Consider the following 18296-nt stretch of genomic DNA (forward strand, 5'->3'; position numbering starts at 1 on the left):
CCCTTCAGCAGGTCAGCGGACGGGGCAGCGGTGGCCGCGGGCGGCGACCATGGCAGCCTCGTAGGAGTCGTAGGCGGACGACCATCCGCAGTCCTCGGCCTCGCAGGCGGCGACGTACTTCATCTCGCCGGTACGGCGGTCGGGTCCGCCGCCGATCGCGGTGGTACCGATGCGGTGCATCTCATTCCAGATCTGATAGAGACCCATTAGGGGTCAACTCCTTTCGGGTTCAGGCGAGTTGGGCGGCGATGGCCTCCGCCATGGGGGCGGGTACGCCGAGGCGGGTGCGAAGGGTGTCGGTGTCGATCGGGGTGCCGGTGCGGGCCGTGTGGTCGGCGGCGATCTTGCGGGCGTGTTCGACTAGAGCGGCCGGAACCGGCACAGAGGAGACAGGAGCTGGCGCTGACTTGGCGACGGGCAGGGCTGGAGGTTCCTCGGTCGCGGGCACCGCTGTCCGCGGCTCCGGGGTCGAGGCGGGGACGGCTTCGCGTTCCACATCGAGACCTGCCGGAGCAGCGACCGGGGTCGTTTCGGTTGTGTCTGCGGGGTGGTCGGGGGCGTGGGCGAGGAGCGTGCCGCCGAGGAAGGCGAGGGCGGGCCAGCCGGCGACGCCGAAGCGCAGCCAGGCGGGCGGGTGGGCGAGGTCGAGGAAGCCGGCCGTGGCGACGTTGGCGCCCAGCGAGGCGATCAGAGCGATCAGGAACCAGCACCAGGCCAGCCGGGACGGCCCATCGGCGCGAAGCCGGCGCCATGCGGCCACCAAGAGCAGGTCGACGCTGATCGGGTAGGCCCAGGCTTTCCAGCCGGTCTGTCCGGCAGCGGCGGCGAGGTCGTGCAGGTGGGCGAAGGACAGGGCGCCGGCGATCACGGCCTGTACGAGCACGGCGTCCGGGCGGATCGAGCGGGTCATGTCTTCACCTCCTTCAAGGGGTTGGGCGAGGGCGGGGCGGGGATCGAGTCCGGCCGCCCCGTCCTGGCGGGTTCAGTCGGTGGGGGCTTGGCCGGAGCCCCAGCACGTCACGCAGAGGGCGGCTTGCTGGTCGTCGGTGAGGCGCTTCTTACGGCCGCCGACCTGGACGGTTTCGGTGATCTCGCCTTTGCCGTCGCAGTCCGGGCACTTGGCCGGCTCCGGCTTCGGGGCGGTGGCCTTACGGCGGGCGGTCGTCCTTTTCGCGGCGGTCACGGGGTCCACCCCTCGCCGGGGTAGTCGGGGCCCTCGTTGGGGTCGTAGCCGGGCGGCAGGAAGCCGGGTGGGGGTTCCGGCAGGGACGCGGCGAGCGAGGGGCCGACGAGTTCCACGAACAGCAGGTCGGAGCCGTCGGCGTCGGCGTACAGGGCCAGGGAGCCGAGCATCCGCACGGTGCGGGCGAAGTCATCGCAGCGGGGGCACATGACAGGCTCTCCCTCCTTCAGGCATGGCTCGGGTAGGGATCTGGCGCGAGGGCGGTCGCGCCGGCCGTGGAGCGGGGAGAGTTCAGGCGGCTTCGGTTACCGCGGGCGCCTCGACAGGCGCGAGGTCGAGCAGCGGGCGGAAGCGGGCCAACTCCGGGAGATCCGGGACCAGATGCGCGTACTTGTTGCAGGCCGCCACGGCTTGCCGCATGGTCGTGTGCGGGGTACGGATGCGCACCCATTCACCGGTGGAGTAGCCGACCACGGCCATCCCGCGCCGTTCGTTGGGGATCTGAATCGCGGCGAACACGGCGTGCGGGGAGATGTCGCCGAACGCCATCTTGGCGGTGGATTCATCGTTGACGCGGTGCACCATCCGCCCGGTGAGCTGGGCACGCAGCATGGTGATGCCGTCGCCGAGTTCGGAGCCGAAGCGCTGCCCGTAGATGTCGAGGAAGATGCCGGCCGCACGGCCGAGTTGGGCAAGGCGGACGAGAGCCTTGACGATGCGGTCGCGGCGCGGGTCGTTCTTCTTCGTGCTCAGCGCAAGTTCGGCGATCTCATCGATGGTGACCACGATCGGCACCGGACGCAGCTTCTCGGGCAGGTCCCAGATGTTCGCGGCGATGTCCGCATCCGGAGTGTCCGCGCTGATGCGCTGCGCGCGGCGGATGACGTCGTAAGTGACTTCCATCCGGGCGATCAGGGCTTCGAGGAGATCGGCGGCATCGTCGGGGTTGTCGACCAGAGCGGAGAACCGACGTGCGAGCGGGCCGAGTTCGACGCCCTTCTTACAGTCGATGCCGACCAGGGCGACCGGTTGCGGGGCGAGTTCCTTGATCAGGGTGCGTTGGGTGACGGACTTGCCAGTGCCGATCGCACCGACCGTGATCGAGTGGGGCACCTGTCGGTAGTCGCGGTAGTGCACGCTGCCGTCCTCGACCAGCGCAAGCGGGATCTTCAACAGATCACGCTCCGTCGTGGCCGGCATCTGCACCCGTTTGAGGACGTCGTAGCCGGTGAGCGCGATCTCGATGACACCCGGCTTGATCTCGCGGGAGGTGACCTGATGGACGCCGAAGGAGTGGCGCAGCCGATCGGAGGCGGCGGCGAACTCGAACGCATCCTGTCCGGGCCACATCTTGATCCGAAGCCGCAGACCGGTCCGGGTCGGGCGGATCCACAGCAGCCGCGGCACCCGCTGTTGCGGAACCGGCTTCTTCATCCACCGGGCCAGCGCCCGACGCATCCGCGAAGCGGGCACCGTCAGATGGCAGGCTTCCATGACCGACGCGTACCGCCAGCGCACCCGCACCACGGCGAGGACGATGCCGAAGCTCAGCCAGTACCAGACCGGGCGGCGCCACTTCAGCAGCAGCGCCAGCGCGACCAGGACCGCTAACGCGATCAGCGGCAGCTTGGCCACGGCGATCAGCCCTTACCGTTGGAGCCGGCCGGTGTGAGCTGCTTCGCGGCGACCGCGATCGCGCGGTAGGAGATGCCGTGCCCGAAGTCGTTCTCCCACGGGCGGGCCACCAGCCCCGGCAGCTCAACCGGCATGCCCGGCATGAGGTCGGTCTGGATGCCGTCCTCGGCGACCACGATCGTCACGGCGTCGGGACGACCGTCCACGATCACGGCGACGTTGACGTTGTAGAGCACCTTGCCCGACGTCTTGTCGACGGCGATCTCACCGGTCTCGCGGTTCTTAACCTTCTTCTCCGGAACCTGGATCAGCATGACCGTCATCGCGGACGTGTCGACGGGGATCTGACGCATTGTCTGTTCTCCTGATCTTGCGGGGAGTTGAGCCCGACGGTTCGTCGGTGAAATCAGAAAACCGCGAAAGGTGGCGGACGCATCACGGTCCGTATGGACGTTTGGGGACGTCTGAGCTATCGTCAAAACGTCCCCGAGACGTCCCACGGGAGGGTCCGTCATGGCGAACGAGCGTCTACGCGCAGCGATTTCAGCCAAGGGTGAGACGATCCAGTCAGTCGCTCAGCACGTCGGAATCGACCCGAAGAGCGTGGAACGTTGGATCACGACGGATCGCACCCCGCACCGCGGCCATCGTTGGAAGGCCGCAAGCTACCTCGGAGTTGATGAGGTCTACCTCTGGCCCACAGTCCAGAAGCAGTCTGAGACAGCAAGTACTTCCGAGCTCATCACGTACTACCCCCACCGCGGAGCAGTCCCGACGGCTCTATGGGCATCGCTCATCGAGAAAGCGAAGGACCAGGTCGACATCCTCGTTTACGGAGGGACGTTCCTGTTCGACGGGTTCCCTGATCTCCCGTACGAGTTGGCCGACAAGGCGAAGGCGGGCGCCCAGGTGCGCGTCATGCTCGGCGACCCTGACTCCGAGATGGTGCGCCAGCGCGGCGAAGAGGAGGGCATTGGCGACGATCTGGCAGCACGTGCCCGGATCACCCGCCGTTACCTCGAACCAGCAGCTAAAACGCCTGGAATCGAGATCAAGATGCACGACACGATCCTCTACAACTCGATCTACCGGTTCGACGACGACATCTTGGTGAACCCACACGTCCTCGGCGCACCCGCAGGGCAGAACCCAGTCCTGCACTTCCGCTACATCCCGGGAGCCCGGACGTTCCGGCATTACATGCGCAGCTTCGACTACGCATGGGAGCGCGGCCGCCCCGCGTAGGTGAGCGCCGACACCTTCGAGGCCGGAGCTGCGGGCGCCAACGGAACCAGCGTCCAAGCCCCGGCAGGCTCGACCCGGCAACTGAACGTGCGACGCTGGAGACATGGCCCGAGTCGACTACTTCAACGATCCGAACGCTCCGAAAGCAAACAGCATCGTGCCGTCCGTTACCGCCGTCGCGCTGAACGAGGCTGGGGAGGTCCTGCTGATCCACAAGACGGACAACAACCTATGGGCACTGCCCGGTGGTGGGGTGGACGTCGGCGAGTCAGCACCCGATGCCGCTGTTCGGGAGACCAAAGAAGAGACCGGCTTCGACGTCGAGGTGACAGGCCTGATCGGCATCTACACCAACCCAGCCCATGTCATGGCCTACGACGACGGCGAGGTACGCCAGCAGTTCTCCATCTGCTTCCACGCGCGCATCATCGGCGGCGAGCGACGCACCAGCAGCGAGAGCAAGGAAGTGGCATTCGTGCACCCGAGTCGACTCGACGACCTCAACATCCATCCGTCGATGCGGATGCGGATCGATCGAGGGTTGACCAAGCAGGCTGAGCCCTACATCGGTTGATCGCTAAGGCGAGCGCGTGTGCGTGCAACAGCACCTTCGAGGTACGGACGCGCCTTACTGATCGCGTTGTGCACCTCGCTACCGAGCTCGTACCGTTCCAAGATTTCGTCGATCCGTCGGTCGAAGTCGAAGGTCTGACCAGCCGGCCCGGTCGTCATGTCCGCATAGATCAACGCGTCAAGGACGGCGGAGTCTTCGCGCTCGTATGCCGCCAACTCGGCTGTCAGGTCGCGTTGTTCGGCCTCATATACAGCGCCGGAGTGGTGGGCGACCAGGCGAACGAGCCGGGACGGCGCTCCAAGCGTCTCCAGGTACCGCGCACCATCGAGGGGGTGAAAGCCCGTATCTCTCAGCTGCGGGGCGTAGCCAATGTCATGCAGCCAAGCAGCAGCGACGAGCAAATCACGTTCCTCTTCGGACACTGCCCCCGAAACCTCGCCAGCGCGCGCCGCCACCGCCTGAGTGTGCAGCCAACGGTTCCCGAGCGGGGGCAAGAGCGATTCGGCCAGCTCGGCCGCACCTTGGGGCGTGTCCAGTCCTGAGGGCATAGATCGCACGGTAGCCGACTCGGCAGACATCCGGACAGCCCGGCACCAGCCGCTCCGGATCATGCGCGGTAGAACTTTCCCTACTTCATCAAGGCTCGCTTCGCTCGCTCGTCAGCCGGCGGCGCTTGTCAATCATCGCCAACCCGACCTCCGCACACTCCGCCCTGGCGCATCAACGGCCGCTTGCGGCTCGCATGTCACCGCCACCACGATCCGGCCTCAGGAGGAGAATTCCAACCGCGGCTAGACCTCAACGCCCCGCTTCCGGGGCCACGCCGCACCTCTTTCCACCCGGTTGCCTAACACCGTTAGATCGGACCAACCGAGGGCCGCGTCAAGCGCGGCGGCGACGGTCGGTCGCCGCCGCGCCGCCTCCATGTCTTCGCCACCGGCGCACGTCGCCGCCCGCCCGTCGCCGCACGCAGCGGCCACATTCCAACACGGGCACAGGCGCGAACGTTGATCCCCAATGGTGCAGGTCAAAGACGCTTTGTGTTTACCGAATGAGGCCGGATCGTGGTGGCGGTGACATGCGGGCCGACGCTGCCAGATGCACGGGCGTTCATACGGCCCACTGCGCGCCAGGCCGCCGGCCGGAGGGCGGGCGCGGCCATAAGAGGGGAGAACCCGCTGTGGCTGGGGCGGTCGGCTCCACGACTTTAGCCAGCCACTTTGGCGCGAGCCTCGAAGATCATGGCCCCAACGTCGTGCTTTAACGGGCAGGTCCACAGACTGCCCGACGCGCCGGAAGCTTACGGGGCCATGATCACTCGCGCCAAAGCAGCTCCCGGCCAAAGTCGCTACGCCGACCTGGTGGCCATCAGACGGCCGATTCGATTACTCTCCAGACTCCCCAAGCCACGGTTCTTCTCCAATTACTCGACGGAGAGTTTCCGCGGTCTTCAATATGTCCTGACACAATTCAGGTAGCGCCTCTTCTGAATATACGCGCAAAATCGAGTGCGGCAGACTTGACCCAGACACCCTATTGCGCCACACAATAGTCCCTGAAGTGACTCTTGTCAGGTCTGGACTCCCGGAGGAATCGAGCACGCATTTGTACATGGGCGAGTCCACGACAATAATCGGAACCGCAATCTGGAGCGCCAAGTTTCCTGGCGCGCTGTATTTGTTCGCCACACCGAATGCCGCTTTGGAAACGCTTGTCATTGCCGAGTACGCCACGTCTTCTCGACTCTTTCCGAGACTGCTTCTAACTGCAGAATATGAAGGATTCCCCTCTACCTCAAATAGAGGCAGTTCCCCTCGCATCGCTGGATTCTGGCTAAGTTGCCGCGCAAGACGAAGCCAGTACGAAGTCGCATTATTCAGAGTAAACCTTTGAGCGATCTTCGCTGCGGGCGCCAGTTGCAGTCCCCCGCCAAACAGGATCCAGGGCTTTCCTGGAGAGCTCTTACACTCCACAATTGGGCAAAGGTACGTCGAAATCTGACGGGATCCACTTTCGGGGGAGAGTAGGCGAATTCTCCCCGCAAGGTCTATTTCGCGCTGATTTCCCGATTCTCTGTCAAAGTAGTAATCAGATGGCACCGCAGGAATGCCGTGCCTCTTGAATACGCTAGCCACCCGCATTTCAAGAGGGTAGCCCTGCTCCGAAAGCCAGGTCTTGATTTTAGCGGCGAGTGGATCCTCCTCGCGCACTTCCTTTGGAATCTCCACGACCCCTCAAATTCAAATAAGCCGAGCATGCTGCACATGTGAACGAAAAGTGAAGCCGAGAGCGAGTGACTCGCAGTTTCGCCGGTGCGCCTGTCAGCCCGGCTTCCTATGCGACGTCAGTTTCCACTTCATCCACAGGATCCCACCGCGCCCCCTTAGCTCTATTGCAGGCCCTATGTAGCAGCTGACCGTTCCCTTCGACCGTCTCGCCGCCCTCTGCGAAAGGTTTAATGTGGTCAACCTCAGCTTCTTCAAAGCGCATTGGATGATCACACTCTGAACATTTGCGATCTTCGGCAGCCGTTCGATCCCATATGTTCTGCTTCTGTTGCAGCGTAAAGAAACGCCGACGACGCCCCTCCGGGATATCGCTAAGCGCTATACGGATAGCAGCATCATATCTAGCAAACCTGAACTCTACGTTCGGCTTACCTGTGGTACCTCGCTGGATGGCATCATTGAAACGCTCATTGTAGACATGCAGCCGCTGCACAGCGTCGATGATTTCGCTGCGCCGTTCTCGGATAGCTCGGTCAAAAGACCCGGCGTCTTTGAAGCCATACCGCGAATGATCGAGGAACGCCCACACCTGAGCCTCCATTAGTGCCCGGTTCAGCGTCCTAGCCCATTCACCGAAACTGCGATCCGGGATGCGGTACGGCCGGAACCTAAGCTCACCAAACACAAGTATTACGCGATCTAGGGCCTTTTCGATCAGTTTGAATCGACGTTCTCGAACATCTGGATCTTCTGACTTCCCTACAATCATTTCTTCGTTAAGAAATTGATTTAGGCGCTTATTCGGGAAGTCCAGGTATCCTCGACGCTGGTACGCGAGCAGTCGCGAGAAGTACTCAACATCCTTCATGCGGCTCCACTCGGCATCAGAAACCCTCAGTTTTTCTCTGAGCCGCTCCGAATGGCCCTTAATTTGCCGGAGATAATCACTATGGTGTACCGCATTCCGGAGTTCCTGGTCCGATAGAACCGTACTCTTCTGGTTAAGTCGCTTAAACAGTTCGAACTTGTCCGCGCGGGCATCTATGGGGATAGTGGCGGTTGAAAGTTTGAAGTTCTTGAATCCTGCCTTCAAGCCAGGCTTCAGATCAACGAATCGTCGTCCACGAAGCTCTTCAACGACAGAATCCTCGGGAATTGTTAGGGTTCCATCATAGAACTCTTTCAAAGATGTAAGCCGCTGCTGTCCGTCAACTACCTCGCGAACTGGCACCGACTCGCCATCCATATTTATCTCTGCATCTGCTAGATAGATCAGAGGGAGGGGGAGGCCAAGAAATACAGACTCGATGAGGGCCGACTTCTTTTTCCTGTCCCAGAAAGCGCGGCGCTGGTAGGGCGGCTGTAGTACTACTGAGCCATCCTTTACCGACGACAGGACTGAAAGGATCGTCTCGGTTACTGGCGTGACTATCTGAGGCTGCTGTCCGATCTTAATCATGCCGGCTGTGCTGATGTCCGCCACTTGATCGCTCGGGTCCTCAGCGATGCCTTCGAGCTCATCGAGATCTGCCATGGCGGCAACCTACCTCAGCGATGGGGCGTTTGTGCAGTACAAGTCCATTGAAGCAAGGTGAGGTTGGCGATGAGTCGATGCCTGGCGCCCGGCCAGCTCACTCAGTTGATGGGTCCTTCCGGCCTCACAGGGTCGGTGGCCGGCCGTAGCCTTCGGTCATGCATCGAGGAGCAATCACACGGGAGTCCGTACCCAAGGCCATCGCTGAGCATGACGAGTTGGGCCGCGAGGCCTTCTTGACGGCCTACCACTTCGGTAAGGCCCGTTCGTACGTTCTCCTTCACGAGGGATGAGAGTACGACTCGAAGGCCATCGCCGGAGTCGCGCACAAGTGGGACCAGGGGCGACTGGCTCCCGACGAGTTCAGCGGAGGGAAGGACCACGCAGCCGCCTGGTTGAAGCGCCTCGACTTCCAGGTCAGGGCCCACGCAACTTAGCGTTTAAGCCCTTGAGCAGCGCGTTTCCCGTAAGGTGAAGGGCCCTCCGGAGTCGCGTGCGCAAGTTCCGACCCGCCAGCCGACATCACCATCACCGTCTTCAGTTCACAGCCGGCCATACGGCTGGAGGGCAATTTCAGTGGATGATGCCAGCGCCGAGCGGCATCCTGGGGCGATGAACGAAGACGAGGAGCTCCTCAACCTGCCCCGGCCGCGGTGGAGGCTCCACGAGATCGCAGTTCTGGGTGGCTACGAGGACGACCTCACCATCGCTGCTGGCTACTTGGAGGTAGCCGAGATCGCGGCACGGCACTGGATCGAGCGCGGCCCGAACGACGGTCTGCCCATACCGATCCTCTACAACTACCGACACAGCATCGAGCTCAGCCTTAAGTGGCTAATCCGGCTCGCCGCACGCTGCCTGATCCGTGGCGGGTACACGGGAGAAAACCTCAGCGCCGACACCCTCAACAGGAAGCTCCACACTCACAACATCAAGAAGTTGGCTGACAGACTCAACCGGTACATGGAACTCCTGGATCTGCCAGAGCCGAACAACCGGATCGACACCGCGTCGTGGAACCTACTGACCTGGCTGGACAGCGAAGACGAGACCGGCGAGACCTACCGGTACGCCACGGTTGGCCACGGCCCCCGGAGTGCGCCGGCGCGACCAGGCCAGGTAAACCTCAACTTCTATGAGCAGGTCAATGAGCTGCACAAGCTTGCCCACCTCCTGCATGCGGGTTACTCGGGATACCTGGAGGCGTTCGAAGAGAATCAGATCGAGTTCTTCGCTGAAATGAGGCAGGAGCTGGACCAGGAGTGGTGATGACGGAGCATGGTTGCGTGGTGCGCCTCTCTGTCCGCCAGAGTCGAATGCGTGTCGAAGCTGGCGGCCGGGAGGTCCTGACCCTGACAGCCCGGCAGGTCAGGGTGCTGCGGCACCTCAGACACCAGGCGCCTTCTAAGCGCTTGGCCGCAGGTTCGAGTCCTGCCGGGGGCGCCACAACCCTTCTGAGCAGGCAGAACAAGCCAGAAGGATCTTTGCGGGCCGCGTGACTCGCCTACCGGACTCGGTTGCGGTACGGCGCCTGGCGGACTGCACCAGGCCAGGAAGCCACCTCTCGCAGCTCCTCAGGGAACCATCAGGACCACCGCGCTCCGGGAGCACCCGCAGCACGCCTCACTCGATGAGCGGCCCTTTCAACCCCGCACCCGAGGCGCTTCGTTGGATCCCTTCCCCACCCACACCGGTGTCGACGCCGACAAGCTCGCCCCCGCCCGGTTCGGCACCCGGAAGACGCGCACCGGCTGAGGCGAAGCCCACTCTTCCCCACAGCGGCACAACGCCACCGCGACTCCATCGCAGCAGCCCGAGAGGCCGACAATGCGGCCGTCGTTCAGCCAAGACACCCGTACCGGACAGAGGCTCCATTCATGTCCGACCCCTGCGGCACCATGTGACCAGGCGCCTTCGGGCAGCCGTCCGGCGGAGGTCGTCTCGGTTCCGGTGGGCCGGCTCGTCGGTGGGCTGGACGACTTCTCCCATCTGGAGGTCTCGTACCACTTCGACCGGGTGCCGGTGGAGAGGATCGAGACCGGTGCACGCCATCCGCGCGGCAACACCGACTGGCCGCTGGTCGGCATCTTCGCCCAGCGCGGCAACACCGACTGGCCGCTGGTCGGCATCTTCGCCCAGCGCGGCAAGAGCCGCCCCAACCGCATCGGCATCCCCCGCTGCCGGCTGCTGCGCACCGACGGCCTCGACATCCGCGTCGAGGGCCTGGACGCCGTCCACGGCACCCCGGTCTCGACGTCAAGCCCTACCTGGCCGAGCTCGGCCCGCAGAGCCGCAAGGACCAGCCCTCCTGGGCGACCGAGATCATGCGCAACCACTACTGACAGTGCCGCTCCTGCTGTCAGTGCCGCGGCGTAGAGTCGATCACCTGAACCAGATCCAGCCCGACCGGATCAAGCAGGGGGGAAGGACCGACATGCGTCTGCGCTGCGCCGTGCTCGGCGACTTCCAGCGGGCGGCGACCGGCTTCGCCGACTGGTCACCGCTCGCGGACCGGGTCGAAGTCGTCTCCCACGACACCCACTTCGCCGACGAGGACGCCCTGGCCGAGGCCCTCGCCGACGCCGACATCGTGGTCACCCTGCGCGAGCGCGTCCCCTTCCCGGCCTCCCTCATCGCCCGCCTGCCCCGGCTGAAACTGCTCATCGCCTCCGGCATGCGCAACTCCGTCATCGACTACGCGGCCGCCGAGGCACACGGCGTCACCGTCTGCGGTACGGCGAGTGCGTCGACCCCGCCCGTCGAGCTGACCTGGGCACTGCTGCTCGGCCTCGCGCGCGGGATCGTCGAGGAGAGCAACGCCCTGCGCGCACAGGGCCCCTGGCAGTCCACCGTCGGCGCCGACCTGCACGGCCGCCGGCTCGGACTGCTCGGCCTCGGCAGGATCGGCAGCCGCGTCGCGCGGATCGGGCTCGCCTTCGGCATGGAGGTCTGCGCGTGGAGCCAGAACCTCACCAAGGAGCGCGCCGAGGAGGTGGGCGTGCGCCTGGCCGCGTCCAAGGAGGAACTGCTGGCCGAGAGCGACTTCGTCTCCGTCCACCTCGCCCTGGGCGACCGCACCCGAGGTCTGCTCGGCCCCGCCGAGCTCGCCCTCCTCAAGCCCACCGCCTACCTGATCAACACCTCGCGCGCGGCGATCGTCGACCAGGACGCGCTGATCGCCGCCCTGCACGAGGGCCGGATCGCCGGAGCGGGCGTCGACGTCTTCGACACCGAGCCCCTCCCCGCCGACCACCCGATGCGCACGGCTCCGCGCCTGCTCGCCACTCCGCACCTCGGCTATGTCTCGCAGGCCAACTACACGACGTACTACGGCCAGGCCGTCGAGAACATCCAGGCCTACCTGGCGGGTTCACCCGTACGACAGCTGCCCTGAGCCCTCGTCCACCGGTTCACGACGGTAGATCCCCTCGCTGCGGCGCAGATGGTGCAGGTCCACCAGGTAGCGCCGCAGCGTCACATGGTCGATGTCGTCGCTGTCCTCGCACCAGGCCCGCAGCTTTTCGTCGACGACCCGCTCCGGGTAGGCGACGCCCGGCTCGAAGGTCTGCTCGGCGATGTGCCGCAGAACCAGCTTCTTGCGGTTCCACTGGGCCGGCAGCCGCACCAGCCGCCCGCCCCGGACGAAGGTCCGCAGGACGAGGGTGTCCCCCGAGGCCGGCCCCTCCTCGGAGCGCTCCCGCCGCGCCGCCTCCCGCGCGTACTCCCGGAACAAGCCGTACGCCACGCCGAGGGTCCCGTCGTCCCCCTCCGCCACCACGCCCTGCTCGCCCAGCCGGTGCAGCGCCACGGCCGTCTCCCGCGCGGACAGTCCGGACGCCCGGGCGACCTCCGCGGGGCTGCCGGCGCCCAGGGCCACCGCGGCGAAGGCCCGCACACGGTTCTCCTCGGCGAACAGACGGATCACTCGGTCGACCGGTTCGGTGTCGGTGGTCATGGCCGGAGGCTAGTCGAGGACCCCTGACCGGTCCGAGCGAATTTCCCTCGCACACCAGGGCGGTACCCGGCCCTCAGCTTCAAAAAGGGTGATCCCCACATGAACGCCGTTACCAGGAGTGAGCCTTCGCGTTGAAGGGGGAGTGCGACGGCGCGTCCTGCCGTTTCACCCACCGAGTCAAAAGGAGAACGTGATGTCTCGCATCGCGAAGGCAGCGGGTGTCGCCCTCGGCACCGGTGCCGTGGTCATCGGCGGCGCCGGCCTGGCGCTGGCGGACGCGGGCGCCCACGGCGAGGCCGTCGGTTCGCCCGGCGTCCTGTCCGGCAACCTCGTCCAGGTCCCGGTCAACATCCCGGTCAACGTGTGCGGGAACACCGTCGACGTGATCGGCCTGCTGAACCCGGCCTTCGGCAACAAGTGCGTGAACGACGGCGGCCACAAGGGCAACCCCGGCCCGGGTGGACACGGCGGCTACGGCTACGGCGGCTGATCGTCCGTACGCGGCACAGAGCCCCGGCACCTCGAGCGCCGGGGCTCTTCCCATGCCCAAATCCTCACGCGTACCGGTAGATCCCGCTGACGTCCTCGAGCTGATCGGGCGTCACGCCCCACGGCGGCATCTTCTCGTGGCGGGCCACGATCCGCTCGTACTGCTCGCTCGCCGGACCGGGCGGCCTGGCCGGCTGATAGCGGGTGCCCCCGTGCCGCCGCTGCCAGCGGTACCAGCACAGGTCGATGAAGGCGTGGTGCATCCAGAACACCGGGTCGTTGACGGACGCGCCGCCGACCATGGCGCCGCCGACCCAGCGGTGCACCCGGTTGTGGTTGCGCCAGGCGACGCTGCCCCGGCCGCTGCCCCACCCCTCCAGCCGGTTGCGGAACCCCCGGGAGACCGTCGAGTCCCAGGGCGAGACGTCGTAGACCGGGTCGGCGAGCGCCCCCTCCAGCTCGCTCTTCGTGGGCAGCGCGAGGGGAGCGGCGGCGCGGCCGAGGTCCCGGGTGAGGAACTCCCCGTCGGTGACGCCCTCCTTGAGCGTCCAGTTGCCGGTCGCGTAGGCGAACGGCCCCGACATCACCTGCCGGTCCGAGCGCCGCCCGTTGCCTCCGAGGAGGTCCGCGGTCCAGGGCGCGGACGTCGTCGTACGGTCGCGGGTCCAGTCCCAGTACGGCACCGTCACCGACGAGTCCACCCGGCGCAGCGCCCGCTCCAGGTCCAGCAGGAAGCGGCGGTGCCAGGGCAGGAAGGACGGCGCCATGTGGGCCGTACGCAGGCCGCCCTCGCCGTCGGAGGTGTAGTACTCGATGTGGGTGCGCACGAACTCGTCGTACTCGCCCCGCCGTTTCACCTCCAGCATCGCCTTCACGAACCGCCGCTTCTCGGCGGCGGTCAGTGTGCTGACATCTTTACGCGTGTACGCCATGGTCTCCCCCCATGTGTTCCGGTCCTCCCTCGCGCAGTTGCCGCCCGGGGCCGAGCTCGTCGACCGCGGCCCGGGCGGCGGCGAGCGGTGTGTCGTACGACCTGTAGTGGTCGATCATGCTCAGCCAGGTGCCGTCGGCGCGGCGCATCAGATGCAGGGGCCGTCCGTCGACGGTCACCTGCCACTGGGCGTCGCCGAGGACCCGGCCGGCGGAGCTGGCGGAGGTGCGGATGCCGCGGATGCGGCGGCCCCGGTAGGTCTCGTCGAAGACGATGTCCGCGGGCGGTTCGGCCGCGCGGATCGAGCGGGTGGCGGCGACGACCGGGACGAACGCCGCGGCCACGGCCGCCGGGCCGAACAGCCCGAGCAGGACGTCCCGCCGGCTCACCCGTGCGGGCCCGCCTCTCTTGCGCGCCGTCCCCACCGCCGCCACTTCGACACTCACGACCATCGCTGCTCCTCCGGTTCGGGTTGTCCCTACCGGTAACCGCCGCACCCCCCACTCGGTCACCGTCGGAGGGCCGGGAAGGTGAACGGGCGGCGCGCAGCATGCCGAAGGGCCCGGGGCGACGGCACCCGGGCCCTTCGGGGCGACTGGGTTCTACAGGCCCGGTCCCGTCACCAGGTCCGCGCCCGGAACCGTCCGGAGGACGGGGGCCAGGACGCCCACCTGGGGGAGCTTGGTGTCCGGGAGGCCGTAGTTGTCGGGGTTGGGCGCGGTGAGCGGGGCGTCCACGCTCAGTCCCGGCGCCAGGGTCCGCAGGTCGGAGGCGGGGGCGGCGAGGCCGACGTGGTCGAAGTCGTCACCGAGGACGTGCGGCAGCGGGGCGCGCAGACCCGCGCCGGGCAGCGCACCGCCGATCGGCACCTGCGGCAGCACCCGCTCCGGGATGAGCCGCCCCTCGACGTACTGCGGGCCCTCGGGCGCGCCCGGCGTCAGCAGCGGAAGCTCCGCGCCCAGCTTCGGCAGCTGCATGTTGAGGGAGTTCTCGACGCCCTCGAGCGGCACGGGGACCGGGACCGTGTCCACCGCGGCGGCGGGGGTCGCGGCGCCCACCGCGGCCGCTACGCCCGTGATGACGGCGGCAATGGTTCCTCGGGTGGTCGACTTCATCTCAGGTACGGTCCCTTTCAGGAATCGGCGAGCTCAACGTCCGTACCTCGTAACGATTCCGGGGCGGGGACAGCGCAAGATTCCCCCGACTGCCGCAGTAGTCGGACTTACGCCAATCAGCTCGTCCAGAAGTCCCACCAGCGCGTCAGGACCAGCATTCCGACGATCCCGATGTGCAACAGCGGCAGCAGCCAGGTGAATTCGGCGAGGAAGGACCGCAACGCGCCCGGCGCGGGCAGGAATCGGTGGCGTACGTCGAACGAGGTCACGTACCAGAACAGGACGATCGTGGCGACCCATGCCAGGGCGCACCACAGGCACAGGGCGTTGATCCGGTACAGCGACTCGAACTGCAACCAGGACACGAACCCGACGCCGAACAGACAGCCGGCGTCGAAGGTCACCCAGTACCAGCGGGGGAAGCGGGCGCCGGTCCACAGACCGACGCCGACGCAGACGACGATGCCGTAGGCGACCAGGCCCAGCATCGGGTTGGGAAACCCGAAGGCCGATGCCTGGTCGCTCTTCATGACGCTGCCGCAGGACACCACCGGGTTCAGGCTGCAGCCCGGGGTGAAGTCCGGGTCCTCGAGCAGCTTGAACTTGTCGAGGGTGATCACCCAGGAGGCGAGGAGTCCGGCCGCTCCCGTGATCACCAGCAGCGCGGCGAACGCGCGACTGCCGCCTGCGGTCCGCTCCATCAGCCGCGCAGGCTGCGGGCCGGCAGCACGATGTGCGCCGCCGCGTTCAGCGTCTCCTCGGCACCGGCGAAGGCGGCCAGCGCCTCGGGGTCGACGGGCTTGCCCGGCTCGGCCTCGGGCCAGGGGCGGGTGGTGAACACGAAGTAGGCGAAGCCGCGTTCGCCGACCGCGTCGAGCCACTCCTGCGGCGGGACGCACTGGGCGTTGAAGCCCGGCATGGTGACGACGGCGGCACCGGACTCGACGAGCAGGCTGACGGGGAGGCTGGGCCGCGCCTTGCCGTCGACGAGGTCGCCGCCGACCGGCAGGTCGTTGTTCTCCAGCAGTGCCTCCACGGCGGCCGTCGAGCCCTCCGGGCCGGCCGCGCCGTCCCCGAGGGAGTAGGCGAGGAGGTAGGGCATGTCGCCGTCGGGGGCTTCGCCGCTCCAGGCCATCACGACGAGCGTGCCCAGGTCGGGGGCGTGGAAGGGGCGGGTTTCGCTTGAGGTTGAGGTCACCGCGCGACCTTATCGACGCGCCGGTCGGCCGCCGGCCGCCTTCTCACCCGACCGGGCGAGCGCCCGCGCCCGCTCCACACGATCGAGGGAAGCGCCTCGAACAGGCTGACAGGGCCGGTTCCGTGCGGGGTGGAACCGGCCCCGAGAGCGCGAAAGGAACGTCAGTGCTGGAGGGGCAGACCGCCGAGCAGACCGCTGGAGTTCAGCGTCGTGGTCGCGCCCTTCACGGTGTTGAGGACGGAGTCCTTGTTCTCGGTGTCGAGCGCGTCCGACTGGTGCTGGAGCGGCATCACGTCGGCGGGCTGCATCCGGCCGCTGGTGAGCGTGTTCACGGCACCGTTGAGGCTGGTGGGCGTGATGTCGGCGGTGTTGTAGGCGAACGCGGGCGCGGCGGCACCGGCGAGGGCCAGGGAACCGGCAACTACGGCGGCAGCCTTCAGGGACTTCATCGGGTTCCTTTCTTTCGGCAACTCACGTCGCCAGAGGGAATTCGGGCGACTTGTCCAACGATCTCCGCCCGGTACGGAAACCCCGCCGCGAGTAATTGGGCTTTCATGAAAAAGCCGTTGTGCCGGCCTCGGAAAAGGCCGGCACAACGGAACGGCTCGAACCCGCTCGCGCTACGACGCGGGCAGCACCCCGGCGGTCGGCAGGGAGCCGGTCGGCAACGAGCTCGCCGGCAGTCCGGGCAGCGCCGGCGGAGCCGGCAGCGCGGGCAGTCCTGGCAGGTTGGGCAGCGGCAGCTTCCCGCTCAGCAGCGTGGCGGCCAGGACGTTGACCAGGCCGGTCAGCACGCCGGTGACGGCCGGGACCACCTTGGCGACATCGCCGGAGGTGACGGCTTCGAGCAGCGTGTCGACCGCCTTCGAGAGGGCGGCGTACGCGTCGGCCACGAGGTCGGCCGGGAGCTTCGCGGAGGAGGTCGACAGGGCCTTGGAGTCGTCCCCGCCCCTCGCGAGGGAGGGAAGCGTCGGGAGCGAGCCGGTGGGCAGGGCGGCCGTGGGGAGCGAACTCGTCGGCAGGGAACTCGTCGGGACCTGCGGAAGGGCCGGCGTGACCGGCGGAACCGCCGGGGTCGCCGGAACCGCCGGGGTCGCCGGGGCTGCCGGAGCCGCCGCGGTGATCTTGGACAGGGCGCTCTTCACGGCGTCACCGAGCTTGGTCGCCTCCTCGGGCGAGAGCTGGCCGTCGTCCGCCTTCAGTACGGCGTTGAGCAGGTCGGTGACCGGAGTGAGCACGGCTCCCAGGTTGCCCAGGCCCTGGACCTGGGCCAGGAGCGCGTCGGCGCCGGGGACGGGCGCCGCGGAGGCCGTGTGGACGCGCTCCCGCGCCGATTCGGTCTCGGCCGCCACCGCGGCCGGCCCGGCGAGCCCCACCAGGAGGGCACCACAGAGGGCGGAGGCGGCGATACGCCGGACGGGCAGACCACGCATGGGTGTTCCTTTCGATGCACGAGGATCTTGTGCCCACCGTGAAAGCGCCCATCGCGCACTGCAACCGATCGACTACGGAACGCGAGCGCCCCGATCGCGTCAACCCGGCGTTCCCGCTGGTGAGGGCCATGACAAACGCGATCGACCGCTTCGAACACCTGCCCCCCGTTCGGGGTAACGGGGAAACGAGAACCGGCCGGGCTCCCGTGATGGAGTCACGGGAGCCCGGCCGGCAAAGGGGGTGACGCCGACGTCAGTCGTTGGCGCACTCGTTGCCGAACGCGGGGTTCAGCAGACCGATCACGTTGACGGTGTTGCCGCACACGTTGACCGGCACGTGGACCGGAACCTGGACGACGTTGCCCGACAGCACGCCCGGGGAGTGGGCGGCAGCGCCCTGCGCGCCGGCGTCGGCGGCGGCGATGCCGGCGGTGCCCGCAACGGCGGCGGCCGCAACGGTGGTCAGGGCCAGGCCCTTCGCGATACGCGACATGGAGAGGTGCTCCTTGGGGGTTGACACAAACACCCGGGCGGGGATGCCCGGCGCTGTGTCAACGCGCAACGCGCCCCCGGGTTGTGCCCCCAAAGGGGTGATCTCGGGAGAGCCGCCGCTTCAGCGACTCGACACACTTGTCGCCTTTCACCCGATTAATACGCATAGCGGCTAGTGTGGCGGGCCTCCCGACCCCCCTATAGGCAGCAAATCGCACCCATGGGACCGCACTTTCCGGAAGGGCGACATCGGTCATGGCCACCACCTGCATCCGCCGCCACAC

23 protein-coding genes and 1 tRNA gene are annotated in these 18296 nt (G+C 66.8%); 7 read left to right on the top strand and 17 right to left on the bottom strand.

Translation table 11 applies throughout. The features are described from left to right. Positions 1–12: 12 nt before the first annotated feature. The 6 genes from IOD14_RS37810 to IOD14_RS37835 form a co-directional block, all read right to left on the bottom strand. On the bottom strand, positions 13–207 hold the full coding sequence (locus IOD14_RS37810) for a mobile element transfer protein (RefSeq protein ID WP_249126171.1): 195 nt from the start codon (positions 205–207) through the stop codon (positions 13–15). 22 nt (positions 208–229) lie between these two features. Further along, a complete protein-coding gene (locus tag IOD14_RS37815; RefSeq protein WP_212672660.1) occupies positions 230–910 on the bottom strand; it encodes a DUF2637 domain-containing protein in 681 nt (226 codons plus the stop codon). Between the two features lie 72 nt (positions 911–982). Beyond that, the gene (locus IOD14_RS37820) at positions 983–1183 is read right to left on the bottom strand and encodes a hypothetical protein (protein ID WP_212672661.1); all 201 of its coding nucleotides are present in this window, start codon (positions 1181–1183) and stop codon (positions 983–985) included. Then, a complete protein-coding gene (locus IOD14_RS37825) occupies positions 1180–1392 on the bottom strand; it encodes a hypothetical protein (protein WP_212672662.1) in 213 nt (70 codons plus the stop codon). The genes IOD14_RS37820 and IOD14_RS37825 overlap by 4 nt, the downstream gene beginning before the upstream one ends. Before the next feature lie 82 nt (positions 1393–1474). Further along, on the bottom strand, positions 1475–2818 hold the full coding sequence (locus tag IOD14_RS37830; protein ID WP_212672663.1) for an FtsK/SpoIIIE domain-containing protein: 1344 nt from the start codon (positions 2816–2818) through the stop codon (positions 1475–1477). Between the two features lie 5 nt (positions 2819–2823). After that, a complete protein-coding gene (locus tag IOD14_RS37835) occupies positions 2824–3171 on the bottom strand; it encodes a hypothetical protein (protein ID WP_212672664.1) in 348 nt (115 codons plus the stop codon). Between the two features lie 160 nt (positions 3172–3331). Between IOD14_RS37835 and IOD14_RS37840 the strand changes: the two genes are divergently transcribed. Continuing rightward, complete coding sequence (locus tag IOD14_RS37840; protein WP_212672665.1) at positions 3332–4063, top strand: XRE family transcriptional regulator; 732 nt, start codon at positions 3332–3334, stop codon at positions 4061–4063. A 103-nt stretch (positions 4064–4166) separates the two neighbouring features. After that, positions 4167–4637 carry an NUDIX domain-containing protein gene (locus IOD14_RS37845; protein ID WP_212672666.1) on the top strand — a complete coding sequence of 157 codons (471 nt, stop codon included), beginning with the start codon at positions 4167–4169 and terminating at the stop codon, positions 4635–4637. Here the strand turns inward: IOD14_RS37845 and IOD14_RS37850 are convergent. Together IOD14_RS37850 and IOD14_RS37855 are read right to left on the bottom strand one after the other, a co-directional pair. After that, positions 4625–5185: an HD domain-containing protein gene (locus IOD14_RS37850; RefSeq protein WP_212672667.1), complete on the bottom strand. Its 561-nt coding sequence runs from the start codon at positions 5183–5185 to the stop codon at positions 4625–4627. The two genes, IOD14_RS37845 and IOD14_RS37850, sit on opposite strands and share 13 nt — an antisense overlap. A 1786-nt stretch (positions 5186–6971) precedes the next feature. After that, positions 6972–8399: a DUF262 domain-containing protein gene (locus IOD14_RS37855; RefSeq protein WP_212672668.1), complete on the bottom strand. Its 1428-nt coding sequence runs from the start codon at positions 8397–8399 to the stop codon at positions 6972–6974. Between the two features lie 612 nt (positions 8400–9011). On the opposite strand from IOD14_RS37855, the gene IOD14_RS37860 reads away from it, so the two are divergent. The 4 genes from IOD14_RS37860 (at position 9012) to IOD14_RS37875 (ending at position 11793) form a co-directional block, all read left to right on the top strand. Beyond that, on the top strand, positions 9012–9668 hold the full coding sequence (locus IOD14_RS37860) for a hypothetical protein (protein WP_212672669.1): 657 nt from the start codon (positions 9012–9014) through the stop codon (positions 9666–9668). 102 nt (positions 9669–9770) lie between these two features. Next, a tRNA-Arg gene (locus IOD14_RS37865) sits at positions 9771–9845 on the top strand. Positions 9846–10349: 504 nt separating this feature from the next. After that, positions 10350–10775, top strand: a complete 426-nt coding sequence (locus tag IOD14_RS37870; protein ID WP_349252446.1) for a TrmO family methyltransferase — start codon at positions 10350–10352, stop codon at positions 10773–10775. Positions 10776–10833: 58 nt separating this feature from the next. Further along, positions 10834–11793: a D-2-hydroxyacid dehydrogenase family protein gene (locus IOD14_RS37875; RefSeq protein ID WP_212672670.1), complete on the top strand. Its 960-nt coding sequence runs from the start codon at positions 10834–10836 to the stop codon at positions 11791–11793. On the opposite strand, the gene IOD14_RS37880 is transcribed toward IOD14_RS37875, so the two are convergent. Further along, positions 11770–12354 (bottom strand): DUF2087 domain-containing protein, encoded by a 585-nt coding sequence (locus IOD14_RS37880; protein ID WP_212672671.1) that lies wholly within the window; start codon positions 12352–12354, stop codon positions 11770–11772. The genes IOD14_RS37875 and IOD14_RS37880 overlap by 24 nt on opposite strands. A gap of 193 nt (positions 12355–12547) precedes the next feature. On the opposite strand from IOD14_RS37880, the gene IOD14_RS37885 reads away from it, so the two are divergent. Then, positions 12548–12844: a chaplin gene (locus IOD14_RS37885; protein ID WP_123989316.1), complete on the top strand. Its 297-nt coding sequence runs from the start codon at positions 12548–12550 to the stop codon at positions 12842–12844. Between the two features lie 64 nt (positions 12845–12908). Here the strand turns inward: IOD14_RS37885 and IOD14_RS37890 are convergent, their stop codons facing one another. The 8 genes from IOD14_RS37890 to chpG all read right to left on the bottom strand — a co-directional run bounded on the left by IOD14_RS37890 (position 12909) and on the right by chpG (position 18013). Further along, a complete protein-coding gene (locus IOD14_RS37890; protein ID WP_212672672.1) occupies positions 12909–13775 on the bottom strand; it encodes a tyrosinase family protein in 867 nt (288 codons plus the stop codon). After that, positions 13759–14226, bottom strand: coding sequence for a tyrosinase family oxidase copper chaperone (locus tag IOD14_RS37895; RefSeq protein WP_123989318.1), 468 nt, complete (start codon positions 14224–14226; stop codon positions 13759–13761). Before IOD14_RS37895 ends, IOD14_RS37890 begins: the two co-directional genes overlap by 17 nt. A 150-nt stretch (positions 14227–14376) precedes the next feature. Next, positions 14377–14889 carry a hypothetical protein gene (locus IOD14_RS37900; RefSeq protein ID WP_123989319.1) on the bottom strand — a complete coding sequence of 171 codons (513 nt, stop codon included), beginning with the start codon at positions 14887–14889 and terminating at the stop codon, positions 14377–14379. Positions 14890–15005: 116 nt separating this feature from the next. Continuing rightward, positions 15006–15590 carry a vitamin K epoxide reductase family protein gene (locus IOD14_RS37905; protein ID WP_123989320.1) on the bottom strand — a complete coding sequence of 195 codons (585 nt, stop codon included), beginning with the start codon at positions 15588–15590 and terminating at the stop codon, positions 15006–15008. Then, on the bottom strand, positions 15590–16087 hold the full coding sequence (locus IOD14_RS37910; RefSeq protein ID WP_123989321.1) for a DUF5949 family protein: 498 nt from the start codon (positions 16085–16087) through the stop codon (positions 15590–15592). The genes IOD14_RS37905 and IOD14_RS37910 overlap by 1 nt, the downstream gene beginning before the upstream one ends. A gap of 161 nt (positions 16088–16248) precedes the next feature. Beyond that, complete coding sequence (locus tag IOD14_RS37915) at positions 16249–16536, bottom strand: hypothetical protein (protein WP_123989322.1); 288 nt, start codon at positions 16534–16536, stop codon at positions 16249–16251. A gap of 171 nt (positions 16537–16707) precedes the next feature. Continuing rightward, complete coding sequence (locus IOD14_RS37920; protein ID WP_212672673.1) at positions 16708–17520, bottom strand: hypothetical protein; 813 nt, start codon at positions 17518–17520, stop codon at positions 16708–16710. Positions 17521–17773: 253 nt separating this feature from the next. Continuing rightward, positions 17774–18013, bottom strand: coding sequence for a chaplin ChpG (gene chpG / locus IOD14_RS37925; RefSeq protein WP_123989324.1), 240 nt, complete (start codon positions 18011–18013; stop codon positions 17774–17776). Positions 18014–18296 lie beyond the last annotated feature (283 nt).

This window comes from Streptomyces sp. A2-16 (assembly GCF_018128905.1).
GTDB lineage: Bacteria > Actinomycetota > Actinomycetes > Streptomycetales > Streptomycetaceae > Streptomyces.